The sequence below is a fragment of the Cellulomonas sp. P24 genome (assembly GCF_024704385.1).
GTDB lineage: Bacteria > Actinomycetota > Actinomycetes > Actinomycetales > Cellulomonadaceae > JAJDFX01.
In genome coordinates this window covers 3,054,030-3,066,699 of record NZ_JAJDFX010000002.1, presented here as the reverse complement: position 1 = coordinate 3,066,699, position 12,670 = coordinate 3,054,030, and the positions used below count along the sequence as shown (strand labels likewise).

General features: G+C 73.2%; 12 protein-coding genes. 6 read left to right on the top strand and 6 right to left on the bottom strand.

Features of this window, described 5'->3' with window-relative positions; genetic code table 11:
* Positions 1-23 precede the first annotated feature (23 nt).
* Both LJB74_RS14425 and LJB74_RS14420 read left to right on the top strand, forming a co-directional pair.
* On the top strand, positions 24-428 hold the full coding sequence (locus LJB74_RS14425; protein WP_259309196.1) for a RidA family protein: 405 nt from the start codon (positions 24-26) through the stop codon (positions 426-428).
* Positions 429-442: 14 nt separating this feature from the next.
* A complete protein-coding gene (locus LJB74_RS14420; protein ID WP_259309195.1) occupies positions 443-1,789 on the top strand; it encodes an alanine racemase in 1,347 nt (448 codons plus the stop codon).
* 47 nt (positions 1,790-1,836) lie between these two features.
* On the opposite strand, the gene LJB74_RS14415 is transcribed toward LJB74_RS14420, so the two are convergent.
* Positions 1,837-2,460, bottom strand: a complete 624-nt coding sequence (locus LJB74_RS14415; protein ID WP_259309194.1) for a MerR family transcriptional regulator — start codon at positions 2,458-2,460, stop codon at positions 1,837-1,839.
* Complete coding sequence (locus tag LJB74_RS14410) at positions 2,367-2,858, bottom strand: hypothetical protein (protein WP_259309193.1); 492 nt, start codon at positions 2,856-2,858, stop codon at positions 2,367-2,369. The genes LJB74_RS14415 and LJB74_RS14410 overlap by 94 nt, the downstream gene beginning before the upstream one ends.
* Positions 2,859-3,020: 162 nt before the next feature.
* Here LJB74_RS14410 and LJB74_RS14405 point away from each other — a divergent pair, with 162 nt between their 5' ends.
* Complete coding sequence (locus LJB74_RS14405) at positions 3,021-4,211, top strand: sugar MFS transporter (protein WP_259309192.1); 1,191 nt, start codon at positions 3,021-3,023, stop codon at positions 4,209-4,211.
* Between the two features lie 63 nt (positions 4,212-4,274).
* On the opposite strand, the gene LJB74_RS14400 is transcribed toward LJB74_RS14405, so the two are convergent.
* Positions 4,275-6,959, bottom strand: coding sequence for an FtsX-like permease family protein (locus tag LJB74_RS14400; RefSeq protein ID WP_259309191.1), 2,685 nt, complete (start codon positions 6,957-6,959; stop codon positions 4,275-4,277).
* A gap of 683 nt (positions 6,960-7,642) precedes the next feature.
* Between LJB74_RS14400 and LJB74_RS14395 the strand changes: the two genes are divergently transcribed.
* The 3 genes from LJB74_RS14395 (at position 7,643) to LJB74_RS14385 (ending at position 10,326) form a co-directional block, all read left to right on the top strand.
* Positions 7,643-7,852 (top strand): hypothetical protein, encoded by a 210-nt coding sequence (locus tag LJB74_RS14395; protein ID WP_259309190.1) that lies wholly within the window; start codon positions 7,643-7,645, stop codon positions 7,850-7,852.
* Positions 7,853-9,331: 1,479 nt separating this feature from the next.
* Positions 9,332-9,550 (top strand): hypothetical protein, encoded by a 219-nt coding sequence (locus LJB74_RS14390; protein ID WP_259309189.1) that lies wholly within the window; start codon positions 9,332-9,334, stop codon positions 9,548-9,550.
* 494 nt (positions 9,551-10,044) lie between these two features.
* Positions 10,045-10,326, top strand: coding sequence for a hypothetical protein (locus tag LJB74_RS14385; protein ID WP_259309188.1), 282 nt, complete (start codon positions 10,045-10,047; stop codon positions 10,324-10,326).
* On the opposite strand, the gene LJB74_RS14380 is transcribed toward LJB74_RS14385, so the two are convergent.
* The 3 genes from LJB74_RS14380 to LJB74_RS14370 form a co-directional block, all read right to left on the bottom strand.
* Entirely contained in the window at positions 10,313-10,981 is a 669-nt protein-coding gene (locus LJB74_RS14380; protein ID WP_259310367.1) for an ABC transporter ATP-binding protein, read from the bottom strand. The two genes, LJB74_RS14385 and LJB74_RS14380, sit on opposite strands and share 14 nt — an antisense overlap.
* 26 nt (positions 10,982-11,007) lie before the next feature.
* Positions 11,008-11,961: an ABC transporter ATP-binding protein gene (locus LJB74_RS14375; protein ID WP_259309187.1), complete on the bottom strand. Its 954-nt coding sequence runs from the start codon at positions 11,959-11,961 to the stop codon at positions 11,008-11,010.
* A 178-nt stretch (positions 11,962-12,139) separates the two neighbouring features.
* Positions 12,140-12,589, bottom strand: coding sequence for a MarR family winged helix-turn-helix transcriptional regulator (locus LJB74_RS14370; RefSeq protein WP_259309186.1), 450 nt, complete (start codon positions 12,587-12,589; stop codon positions 12,140-12,142).
* Positions 12,590-12,670 lie beyond the last annotated feature (81 nt).

Below are 12,670 nucleotides of genomic sequence, written 5' to 3'. Positions count from 1 at the left end.
TCACCGGCACCCGGAAGGGCACCATGACACCGACCTCCGCCATCACCACCAGCCGGGGCCCGTCGCCCGCCCACACGTTCTCCCAGGGCGTGCGAGCGGGTGCCCTCCTCCAGGTCTCGGGTCAGGGTCCCGTCGACCCGTCCACCGGGGCGTACGTGTTCCCCGGCGACGTCGCGGCACAGACGGAACGGACGCTGGCCAACGTCGAGGCCGTGCTGATCGCCGGGGGCGCGTCGTTCGACGACGTCGTGATGCTGCGGGTGTACCTCGCGGCCCGGACGGACTTCGAGGCGATGAACGCCGCCTACGGGCAGTTCCTGGGCGCACGGCTGAGCTCCGGCGTCTACCCGGCGCGCACGACCGTGATCGTCGGGCTGCCCCGCGAGGAGATGCTCGTCGAGATCGACGCCCTCGCGGTCGTCGGCTGACGGGGACACCGCCCGTGAGCCCTGACCCGCGTCCCACATCGATCGACGCCCACCGCATCGATCGCCTGGCCGACGAGCAGCTCGGCTGGCGGTTCAAGGCCGTGCCGCCGCGATTCTGGGGAGCCACCGTCGCGGAGATGCTCGAGGCTGCTCCGCGGTTGTCCGACCTGCCGACCCCGCTGCTGACGCTGACCGCACCGGCCGTGGCCACCAACATCGCGACCATGGCGAGCTGGGTCGACGAGCGCGGGCTGGACCTCGCCCCTCACGGGAAGACCACGATGGCCCCCGCCCTCTGGGCGAAGCAGCTGCACGCGGGTGCATACGGCCTCACGGTGGCGACGCCGGCCCAGCTCGCCGTCGCGCGCGCGTACGGCGTGACCCGGGTGATGCTCGCGAACGAGGTCGTCTCGCCGCCGGCGCTGCGGTGGATCGCCGACGAGCTCGCGGCGAACCCCTCGCACGAGATCACGGTCTGGGTCGACTCGGTACGCGGGGTGCACCTGATGGACGCGGTTCTCTCCGAGCACGCCCGGGACAACCCTGGGACCGAGCCCGGACGTCTGGGCGTGCTGGTGGAACGGGGCGCACCCGGAGGGCGTGCGGGCGCCCGGGACGAGGCTGCGGCGCTGGAGGTCGCCGACGCCGTCGCACGCAGCAGCGCGCTACGACTGGTGGGCGTCGCGGGCTACGAGGGGGCGATCGCGCACACGACCGACGCCGCGAGCCTCGAGACCGTCCGCCGGTACCTGCGCGAGGTCGCGGCACTGCACCTCCGCATCGAGGCGCACGGCCTCTACCCGCCCGACGCCGAGCCGGTCGTCACGGCAGGTGGCAGCGCGTACTTCGATCTCGTCGCGGACGAGCTCGGACCGCTGACGGGGACCGGTGCACGCGTGGTCCTGCGTTCAGGCGCCTACCTGGCGCATGACGACGGCTTCTACCGTCGCGTCTCGCCGCTCGGTCGTGACCGACGCACGACGGGCCCGCTGCTGACCGCCGCGCTCCACGCCTGGGTGAGTGTCCTCTCGCACCCCGAGCGCGGGCTGGCACTCGTCGACGGTGGCAAGCGCGACCTGCCCTACGACGAGGGGCTCCCCGAGGCGCAGGTGCGGTGCGCGCGGGTCGCCGGAGAGCACGGCGCACGCCTCGAGGACGTCTTCGTGAGCGCCCTGAACGACCAGCATGGGTTCGTGCGCCTTCCGAGCGCCCGGTCCGACCAGCTGCGGGTCGGGGACCGCCTGCGCCTCGGCCTGTCCCATCCGTGCACGGCCTTCGACAAGTGGGCGCTGGTCCCGGTGATCGACGACCCGGACGGTGACGACCCGCTCGTGGTGGACCTGGTCCGCACGTTCTTCTGAGAGCGCCATCGGTGAGAACGGTCGGGAGCCAGGCGACCCCAGACCGGTCACCCGGCCGGATCCGCGCCGCCGCCTCCGCGCCGGATCCGCGCCACCTCGTCCGCCGGGATGTCGAGGGACTCCAGGAGCTGTTGGTGCAGCTCCCCGTCGGCCTGCTCGGCGGCCACGTGCCACGCCTCCTGCCGGTCCGGTCCGATCCCGGCGCCGTCGAGCAGGTCGACGAGAGACGCCTTGTCCAGCGACCACGTCCGGTCGCCCTCGCGACCGGTCGCGAGCGCGCTCAGGATCGTCCGCTGACGACTCCGGAGGACCTCGATCTGATCACCGAGCTCGACGAGCCTGACGGCCAGAGCCGCGACGAGGTGCGGCGTCGCGGAGTCCAGCGCGCGCCCGATCTCCGCGAGGGGCAGGCCGGCCTGACGCAGACGGCAGATCGTGGCCAGCCGCTCGACGTCGACCGCGTCGTACACCCGGTACCCCGCGGCCGACCGCCTTGCCGGGCACAGCAGCCCGAGGCGGTCGTAGTACAGCAGCGTGGTGCGCGAGAGGCCGAACCTGGCGGCGAGCCGCCCGACCGTCAGCCCACCGTCGGCGTCGTCGGCGTCGGCGCGGCCACCAGCAGGTTCCCGGTGGTCAGGTAGTGGTTGGCCTGCTCCTCGCGCAACCGCCACAGTCGCCGCTGGTCGTCGGCCGTCCAGCCGTGGACCTCCGCGACCCCGTCCGGACCGAGGGCGGTCGCCGTGGTGCGCAACGCCGCCGACGTCGTCCGCGGGCCCGTGGCCGTCAACTCGAACGACAGCGTCCGGACGACCAGCCCCGGCAGCACGATCGTGTAGTCGATCCGCACCGACGGCTCGTACCGCGTGGTGATCCATGTCTCGCCCCGCTCCCGGGTGAAGATGCAGCCGAGCTCGGCCACACCACTGGTGCTGTGGATCATCGTGCAGGACCAGTCAGGGATCCAGTCGTACTCCCTGACCGGGCACAGCAGAGGGAACACCTCCTGCGGCGTACCGGCGAAGGTGAGCGGGAGGTCGACGACGAGGCGGGCCAGTGGCGTGGTGTTCATGCCGCCACCGTTGACCGTTCACCAGTAGACAGGTCAAACCCGTCCGCGCCGTGCCCGCGAAGCCGACGTCCGGGTCGAGGCCCGTCAGGTTCCTCCGGTCATCGGGTCACCGGTACCTACTCCGGCGTGACGCCGTCGTCGATAACGTTTACCATCGCCACCATGCAGATGCGGCGTCGCACCTGGCCGCTCCCGGTCGTCCTGTCCTATGCGGCGTTCGTCCTCGTCGGAGTCACCTCGGGAGTCGGTGGTGTGCTGCTGCCGGCGCAGATCCACGACTACGGCATCAGCATGTCGATGATCGGCCTCACCTTCGTCACCTTCTCGGCAGGGTTCTTCCTGGCGGGAGCGAGCACGGGTGCGCTCGTCGGCCGCCTCGGTACCCGGTCGGCGTTGCTCGCCGGTGGCGCGACCTTCCTCGTCGCAGCGCTGATCACGACGACGCGCCCGACCTTCGCCGTGCTCGTGGCCATCCAGGTCCTCTCCGGCTACGGCATGGGTGTGCTCGAGTCGGTGCTCAACGTGTACCTGGCGGGGCTGCCGTCGGCGACCGTGCTCCTCAACCGTCTCCACGCCTTCTTCGGCGTCGGGGCACTCCTCGGTCCCGTGCTGGCCGCGTGGATCCTGCGGTACCGACCGTGGACGGCCGTCTTCCTCGTGCTGGCACTGCTCACCGCCGCACTGCTGGTCGGCTTCGCGCTGGTGCTCCCGCGGCACCATGAGCGCGAACCTCGCCCGCTGGGGCGTCGATCCCCACGCGACGGGCTGCTCGCGCAGGTCCTGCAACGGCCGTCCGTGATGCTCGCCGCGGCCTTCCTCGCGGTGTACGTGGGGCTGGAGATCAGCGTCGGCAACTGGGCGTACACCTACCTCGTCAAGGACCAGGGCCTGCTCGCCCTCACCGCCGGGTACGCCCTGAGCGGCTACTGGCTGGGGCTGACCGTCGGGAGGTTCGTCATCAGCCCGTTGGCACGCCGCCTGGGGCTGACGTCCCAGCGCATGATGCTGGGCTGCATGGCGGGGGTGATCGGGGCGACGGTGCTCACCTGGGCCCTGCACGGCCTGGCGGCCGGCGCCGGGTTCGCGCTCCTCGGGTTCTTCCTCGGCCCGCTCTTCCCGACGGCGATGGCCCTGGTCCCCGACCTCGCGCCGACGGCCCAGGTCCCGACGGCGATCGGGGTGCTCAACGCCGTCTCGGTCGTGGGAGGCGCGGGCCTTCCCTGGCTGGCTGCGGCGATCGCCCAGGGCATGGGCGTGTGGACGCTGCTGCCCTACGTCGCAGTCCTCGGGGTGCTGCAGCTCGTCCTGTGGCAAGCGGCCGAAGCACGCGCGGTCACGCGCGCCCTGGTCTGACCGGCGCCCAGGTCACCAGGCTCCCGTCCCGTTGCTGCGGCTCGATCGGGATCCGCGAAGCCGCTACCGTGCGCCCGCGCGCAGCACCTGTCCGAGCCGCTCGCGGCGGGTCAGCGAGGACTCCGCCGCGACCACGGCCACCACGACGAGGACCAGGGCGACCACGGGAAGCAGCACCCACGACGCGATGGCGAGCGTCGGGTCCCCCGGCTGACCGGTGGCGAACCGCAGCCCGAGGGGTCCGGCGACGAGCTCTGCGAGCAGCACCCCGAGACCGATCCCGGTAGCGCCCGCCGCGAGCACCGGCGGCAGCAGCTCGCCGATCGCGATCCGGGTGACCTGTCCGCGCCCGAGCCCGGTGGTGCGCAACGTCGCCAGCATCGCCCCACGCTCGGGGGCGCTCGCCGAGGCTCCGAGCACCACCATGAGGACCGCGAGCAGCACGAGGACGGCCGTCGTGGCAGCCAGCAGGTGACCGAGCCCTGCGGTGAGCGGCGCCGAGCGCTGCCGCGCGAGCCAGTCGGACCGCTCCACGAGGTCCGCGTGCGCGAGCTGCGGGACCGCAGCGACCGCGGATCGGGCACCTGGCCCGACGACCCAGACCGTGTTGGGCTCGACCCGGACGCCCACAGCGCTGGAGAGGGATCCGGCATCGACCACGACGAGGTCGGCGGCGTCCGACCCGACGACAGGTGCGGCGCCCGCCGGATGCACCGTGACCCACGTCCCCCGCCACAAGATGGACAGGTCGGTGTCGCCTCCGGTGCGCAGGTCGGCCCCCAGGAGCACCCCGAGGTCGCTTCCGGACGTCGCCACGAGCTGTCCGTGCTGGCCGAGGGGCACCGGCACGGCCGCGAGCAGCCGGGCGAGGTCGGCGGCGTCGATGGCCACGACCCGAACCTGGTGGCCACCGCTCGAGGATCGGATCTGGACGTCCTCCACGGCACCAGACACGGCCGTCGTGACCCCTGGCCGAGCCGCCACCTGGGCGGCGAGGTCCGCGGCCGAGACATCGGTGCCCACGGTCGCGACGACGTCGGCACCCACAGCGCTCCACGAGCCGGCCATCTGACCACGGTCGACCGTCGTCCCGATCACCGAGCCGAACGTGACGAGTCCGGTCGCCAGGGTCAGGGCGACGATCGGCAGGACCCGACCGGCCGTCGCCTGTGCGCGCGCCGCGGCGAGAACCGGGACGGCGCCGGGCACGCGTACGGCCAGTGCGCCGATACCCCGCAGTACCAGGGGCAGCACGCGGGCCAGCACGACCGCCCCGGCCAGCACGCCGAGGGAGGGAGCGGCGGCGAGCAGCAGGTCACCGCCCTGGTCCGATGCCGACGGGACGACGCCGCGGACCCGGAGCGCGGCGAGCGCACCGACGGCCGCGAGCACGACCGCCCCCTCGAGGGCGATCCGACGCAGGTGCCGGTCCCGCACCGCGAGCCGCCGATCGCTGCGCCCAGCAGGGACACGCGTCCCACCGGATCCTCGGGCGGCGGCTCGAACCCCGTAGGCCGGGGGCGCGGCGACGGCCGGGAGCAGGGCGAGGAGCACCCACCACCACGCGACGGGCCCGGGGACGAGCACTGCGGCCACCGTCAGCCCGATGCCGCAGCCGAGAAGAGCGACGGCCAGCGCCTCCGCTCCGAGCTCGACGGCGAGGCCGGTGAGCGCTCCCCCTCGCGCACGGTACTGGGCGAGCTGGACGGCCCTCCGTCGGGACAGGAGCTGCCCCATCAGGAGCAGCGTCGCACCAGCGGCCGCGACCACACCGGCAAGGAGGACGGAGGCCTGTGCCTGCCCCGCGCGGATGTGGGACCGCGCGGCGACGAGGATCGTGTCCAGCGACGTCGTCACCGACGGCAGCTCTCGCGGCGTACCGAGCGTCTGCGGTCGCACCTCGGCGTCGGCGAGCGCGGTGAGGACGCGCCCGATGTCGTTGGCATGCAACGCCTGGGGCTCGACGTCGAACGCGTAGGTCCGCGTGGTGTGTCCCATCGGGAAGTCGGCGACGACCGCCGGAAGAGAGGTGGCGCCGACGAGCGCCGTGACAGCGGTGTCCGTCGTGACGTGAGCACCCACCGAGACCGGCTCGAGGACCCCGGGGGCGTGCGACCAGATCGGGTCCCGCGCATCGACGGGGACGAAGACCCCGCTGACCGTCACGTCCAGGGGCATCGACACCTGGTCGACGACGGGCAACCGGTCGCCCGCATGCACGTCGAGGAGCGATGCGGTGTCGCGCGACAGGGCGACCTGCAGCGACCACGTCTCCCTCCCGTCCATCGCACCCGTGCTGAGGACCGGGGCTGCCGTGGGCGGTCCCCCCTCGAGCCAGCGGACCTGGGGCTCTCCGCCTTGCGCGACGTACGTGAACGTCAGGGCGACCGCTCCGAGTTCGCTCCGCTCGAGCGTCATCGTCTGCGGCGCACTGGTCACCGTGGCGACCGGAGGTGCGAGCACAGCCGTCAACCCCGCCGGCAGGGCGGCAGCGAGCGCCGCCCCGCGCTCGGCGACCTGAGCCGCAAGGTCCGACTCGAGGATGCGCGGACCGCGGTTGTCGTCGACGAACGGCACGGTCACGACGACCCCGCTGGAGAGATCGGTGGTCGCGAGGGCGTCGCGCAGCGCGGCGTCGGCGGTCCGGTCGACGAGGCGCGGGGTGAGGCTCGCCAGGAGGATCGTCAGCGCGATCACACCGACGGCGACGGTCAGCGGCCAGATGTCGGCACGGGCGCGTCCGCCCATGCCCGGCAGGAAGACGCGCGACCGGCGCTGTCGCGAGGGACGAGGGTCTGCTCGCACGGCCATCATGACGTCCCGTCGAGCCGCAGGTGGGCTGCGCCCGCGCGGCGCACGAGCAGCTGGACGACGGGGAGGACGGCGAGGGTGAGCAGGACGAGCAGGCCCGCGACCACGACGGCCTCCTCCCCCAGGGAATGACCGGCATCGGCGTCGGCACAGGTACCTGTCCGGTCTCCGACAACGCAAGGTACGGACCCACGACGGCCGCGACCGCTCCCCCTGCGACCGCCCCGGCACCCACCACCAGGAGGTTCACCGCGGCGTACTGAACGGCGTGCACAGTCACGACTGCACGCCGCGAGATGCCGATGCCGAGGAGCCGTGCGATCTCCACCGACCTCGCCTCGAGCGACGCCACGGTGTGCAGCACCATGCCGGCCACAGCCAGCACGACGGCTGCGACGACGAGCAGACCGAGGGCTGCCCGGATCCCGACCCGGAGCGGACCGGAGCCGAGACTCGCGGCGGTCACCGAGGCACTGACGGGTTCCCCGAGCCCGAGGGCCCGCACGCGGTCGGCCGTCCCGGGGGTGTCATCCGACGGTCCCAGCCACCAGGCGTCCGTCAGGGACCCGCGCTCGAGCTGGGTGAGGACCGCCCGCGACAGGAGGTCCTCGTCGGCCAGGATGGCGGGACGCCCGACGGCAGACGGCACGTACGGCGCGGTCGCGACCACTCGGGCGCGCACCGTGGCCGACCCGACCGTCAGCCCGAGCTCGGTGCCGGGCCAGCTGTTCGTCTCGCGCGCCAGGTCCTCGGAGACGACGACCGGTACCTCGTCCGGCGCGGCGAAGGGGGTGAGCATCATCGTCGCGGGCGTGACCGACAGCAGGTAGGTCGCAACGGTCGCCTCGGTCGTGACGGTCGTGACCCCGTTCCCGCCCTCGGCCTGCACCGTCGCGGCGCTCACCGACGGAAAGGACGCAGCCGGGAGGGAGAGGGTCCACTCCGCGGCGCTCGACGAGCCCTGCCGACCGCCATCCGGGATCTCGGCAGTCACGGCGAGCGCGCTCGACAGGTCCAGGCTCGACGGATGCACCCCCGGCTCCATGCTGACGTCCAGGTCCACGCCGACCACGGTGAGCTCACCCTCGATCGGCCGGGGAGACGCCGGGAACGGCAGGGTGACCAGGTGCCGCTGCCCGTCGAGGGCCACGCTGGTACCGACCACCGGAGCCCTGTCGCCCCAGGCGTCCTGGACGACCACGGTCGGCACGACGCGCATCGGTCGTCCTCCGGCCGATCCTGTCCCCGTGATCGCGAGCTGCACACCGTGGGCGTCCGAGGCGATCGGGACGGCCGCGACCGGGGTCGACGGAGCCAGACCCGCGGTCAGCGAGGCCCAGGTCTCACCCGCGGGGAGGCGTCCCCGGAGCAGGGTCGACGCCCGGGTGGTGTCGACACCGACGAGCCAGGTGCCCCCCGAGCCGCCCGCGGTCGAGCTGCCGGACCATGCCCCGACCCCGATCGTCCGGTGGGTCACCGGGGTCGGTTTCCCCACCGTCACCCCGGCGAGCGTGTGCCCTTGCGCGAGGGACGGCAACGGCGCCAGGTTCACCGACAGGGCGGTGCCGACCCGCGCGTCGGCCTGGTCGATCTGCGAGGCCGACCAGGTGCGATCGAAGGACACCCCGAACGTCGCGGCCGCCGTCCCGAGCACCACCAGGAGTCCGACCACCATCGACTGCGGTCGACGCGCGACCTCCCACGCGGCGAGCGGTCCGACGAGGTGTCGCGACCGTCGGGCGTACCGCTCGGCCGCGCGGGCGACCCACGGGACTGTGCGCAGCGCGGCCACGGAGAGCGCGACGAGGCAGAGCACCGGTGCTGCGACGAGCACGGGGTCGACGCCTGCACCCTGGTCGGACGCGTGGTCGCGGAGCTGCAGGTAGCTGACTGCCGCAAGGCCGACCAGCAGGAGGTCGCCGCCTGAGCGTGCCGCGACCCCGCGCAGGCGCGACCGCGACCGTCCCTTGTGCTCGGTGCTGCGGATCGCCGGCACGACGAGGATCGACGCCAGGAAGAGCGACCCGGCGAGCACGCTCACCACGAGACCGCCAGTCACGCCGGCGTGGCCGGTGATTCCCGCGTGCTCGAGCAGCGGCAACCGCGTCACGCCCTGGTAGAGCGCGACCGAGAGCGGCACCGCGAGCGCGGCCGCGACGAGAGCGAGCACGAGGCTCTCCCCCGTCGCGGCCGCGACCCGCTGGGCCCGGCCGGCGCCACGGGCGACGAGCAGACCCGTCTCGGCGTGCCGGCGCCCCGAGACGATCAGGCCGGCGAGCCCCAGCGCGGCGCCGGCGAGCAGCGTGCCCATGAGGGCGAGCACGAGGACCACCGAGCGGGTCGCCCGCTGCTGCGCCCAGGCCGAGTCGAGGGTCCCTGACAGCCCGGAGGTGATGCTCGAGGTGCGGACCCGGTCGCCGAGCGCGGTCGCGAGCGTCCGGCCCGCACCGGTGAGCGAGGCACGGACGGTCCTGAGCGCGGCGGCCGTCGCATCGGTGAGGTCGGGCCGGGCGACGAGGCTGACCTGAGAGAGTCCGTCGGGCCCGGCCAGGATCGCTGCCGGGTCGACGACGAACGGCCCGTAGGTCGGCAGCGTCACCCACCCCTCCGACCCGGGCTTCTCCCACGCGGGTGCGTACCCCGCGCCGACGAGCAGGTCGCGGTTCCAGGTGGTGGCATCGGCGACGGTCGGGGTGAAGGTGCCGACCACGACGACGCTCATGCCCGACGCGGATCCACCCACCTGCCGGCCCGACATGCCCTGCAGCTCGACCCGGCTGCCCATCTTGAGCCCGAGCTGCTGAGCTGCGAACTCCGGCACCGCGGTCTCCCAGGACCCGTCGCCGAGCTGTCCGCGCGGCCACCGCCCTGCCGTGAGGCGCGCGTGGTCAGGGAGGTCGGTGGCACTCTCCAGATACCCCTGCCGGTCCGGCTGGTCCGCGCTGCCGGGGACGGACACCATCGCCGAGGTGAGCCAGGTCGAGGTCGCCGAGCCGAGCGGCGCGAGCGTGGTGTCGACCACGTGCGTCGCGTCGGCGACGACCGCGGCCGGGTCTCCGCCGACCACTCCGAGCGACGCACTGACATCCACGGCACCGGGCGCGGCATCCCGCAGCGCCGCGGTGAGGGCATCGTCCTGAGCGATGGTGAGCAGCAGGGCGCAGGTACCCAGGAGCGTCGTGCCGGCGACGAGGACGACCAGCACGGCGACAAGCACCCCGAGCTGCGTGCGGGTGCGGCGGACGACGAACCACCAGGCGCCGCTCACCCCGGGTCACCGCTGGTCGTCATCACACATCCGTGAGCTGGCCGTCGACGATCCGGATCGCACGATCGGCGAGCCCGATCATGACCGGGTCGTGGGTCGAGACGATCGCGGTCATTCCCTCGGCCTCCACGACGGCCCGGATCAGCGCCATGACCGCCAGGCCGGTCTCCGAGTCGAGCTGCCCGGTCGGCTCGTCCGCGATCAGGAGCCGCGGAGATCCGGCGAGCGCCCGGGCGATCGCCACCCGCTGCTGCTGACCACCGGACAGCTCGTCAGGTCGATGGTCCGCATGCTCGCCCAGACCCACGAGGTCCAGGAGAAGCTGGACGCGGCGGTTGCGGTCGACCACCGGCAGCGATCGCAGTCGCAGCGGGATACCGACGTTCTCGGCCGCCGACAGGATCGGGACCAGGCCGAAGGTCTGGAAGATGAACGCGACCATGTCGCGGCGCAGGTGCACGAGTCCTGCGTCGTCGAGTGACGTCACCTCGATGCCGCCGACCCGGACGGTGCCGGCGTCGGCGCGGTCCAGACCGCCGACGACGTTCAGCAGCGTCGTCTTCCCGGAGCCCGAGCGGCCGACGAGCGCGACCATCTCGCCGGGGGCGACGTCGAACGAGACGCCGCGCAGCGCGTGCACGGCCGCGCGGCCCGTGCCGTAGGTGCGGTCGACGTCGCGGACCGAGACCATCGGCGGTGCCGGTTCCGCCGACGCGCTCACGACGTCACCGACCGGTCGGGCCGGACGCTGACGTGGTCGGCCTCCAGCGCGAGCTTGACGCGCCGCGTGAGCGCGAGCGCCTCGCGGTACTCCCGGGGGACCTGGACGCGCCCGGCCCGGTCCATCACCGCGTACTCCTCCGCGATGACGTCCGTGCCATCGGCGCCACCGCCGGTTCCGTCGGCCCCCTCGGCCGGCCGACGCAGCACCTCGGTGCTGGTCCGTCCGTCACGGATGGCGACGGTGCGCTCGACCTGGCCGCTCACCATGTGGTCGTGCGTGACGACGACGACCGTCACCCCCAGGTCACGGTTGGCGGCCCGGAGCGCGTCGAAGACCTCCTGGGACGTCGCCGTGTCGAGCTCACCCGTCGGCTCGTCCGCGAGGATCACCCGCGGGTTGGTGGCGAGCGCGACGGCGATGGCGACCCGCTGCTGCTCGCCGCCCGACATCTCGCGCGGTCGGCGCTCGGCGCAGTGCCCGACGCCCATCAGCTCGAGGACGTCCGCGCGACGTGCCCGGCGTTCCCGGCGGCCGGCCCCGGCGAGGCTGAGCGGAAGCTCGACGTTGTGCGCGGCCGACAGGTACGGCACGAGGTTCCTGGCGGCCTGCTGCCAGACGAACCCGACCATGCTGCGGCGGTACTGGACGCGCTCGCGCCCGGACATCGCCATGAGGTCCCACGGGCCCACCCGGACCCGGCCCGCCGTCGGTGCGTCGACCCCCGACAGGACGGCCAGCAGCGTGGACTTCCCCGAGCCGGACGCGCCGACGACCGCGATCATCTCGCCGGCGTCGACCAGCAGGTCGAGCCCCTGCAGGGCCTGCACCTCGATCGTCCCGGTCTGGTAGATCCGTACGAGGTTGTCGCACACGATCAGCGCATCGCGCCCGAACTCGACGGCGTGCCCGGACCTCGCACCGAGGTGCTCGAGAGTGGTGTCGGACATGCACACGCCTTCGTGGAGGACCGTACGAACCTGCTGGTCAGTGAGCCGCCGACGCTCGTCGATACCGATGTCGTAGCGGCCTCCTCGAGCATACGCAGACGCGTCTGCGAGATGTGCGCGTTCGGCGGTTCACGCGACACCGGCGCGGACGTGCGCCCTCGAACCGGCCGCCGCGCTCTCAGTCGCCGGTGCCGCCAGGGTCCGGCTGGAGCCGCCCCAGGAGCTCGAGGAACACCTGGCGTTGGTCGGCCGGCAACGGCCGAAGCAGCTCGTCCTGGGCGGAGGAGATCGCCGTGTCGAGCTCGGTGAGGAACGAGATCCCTGCGTCCGTGATCTCGACCCGCTTGCGCCTGCCGTCGTCGGGATCGCGCCGCCGACGCACCAGGCCACGGCGCTCGAGCTCGTCGACGGCGACCGCGACATCACTCCGGTCGAGCGCTGTGCGTCGTCCGAGCTGCGACTGGTCGGCGGACCCCTGCTCGTGGAGAGCGACGAGCAGCCGGTAGTGATGCCCGCGCGCGTCCGAACCTGACAGGGCGTGGACGACCAGGCGATGGGAACGGACTGCGGCCTGACTGACCATCCAGGTCGGAAGCCCGCGGAGGCGTGCGGGGAGCTCGTCAGGCATGCAGCGAGCGTACGGCGTCGCCTGGCGGTGTCTCCGGCGATCGGATATCGTTGGCGCCACCAATCAATCTTCGAGGAGGAC

Bases quoted from the DNA above. Each gene is read 5' to 3' on its own strand.
- LJB74_RS14410 (WP_259309193.1), bottom strand. From the start codon at position 2,858: ATGAACACCACGCCACTGGCCCGCCTCGTCGTCGACCTCCCGCTCACC.
- LJB74_RS14425 (WP_259309196.1), top strand. From the start codon at position 24: ATGACACCGACCTCCGCCATCACCACCAGCCGGGGCCCGTCGCCCGCC.
- LJB74_RS14380 (WP_259310367.1), bottom strand. From the start codon at position 10,981: ATGGTCTCGGTCCGCGACGTCGACCGCACCTACGGCACGGGCCGCGCG.
- LJB74_RS14390 (WP_259309189.1), top strand. From the start codon at position 9,332: ATGAGGGCGAGCACGAGGACCACCGAGCGGGTCGCCCGCTGCTGCGCC.
- LJB74_RS14395 (WP_259309190.1), top strand. From the start codon at position 7,643: ATGGCGGGACGCCCGACGGCAGACGGCACGTACGGCGCGGTCGCGACC.
- LJB74_RS14400 (WP_259309191.1), bottom strand. From the start codon at position 6,959: ATGGGCGGACGCGCCCGTGCCGACATCTGGCCGCTGACCGTCGCCGTC.
- LJB74_RS14375 (WP_259309187.1), bottom strand. From the start codon at position 11,961: ATGTCCGACACCACTCTCGAGCACCTCGGTGCGAGGTCCGGGCACGCC.
- LJB74_RS14405 (WP_259309192.1), top strand. From the start codon at position 3,021: ATGCAGATGCGGCGTCGCACCTGGCCGCTCCCGGTCGTCCTGTCCTAT.
- LJB74_RS14370 (WP_259309186.1), bottom strand. From the start codon at position 12,589: ATGCCTGACGAGCTCCCCGCACGCCTCCGCGGGCTTCCGACCTGGATG.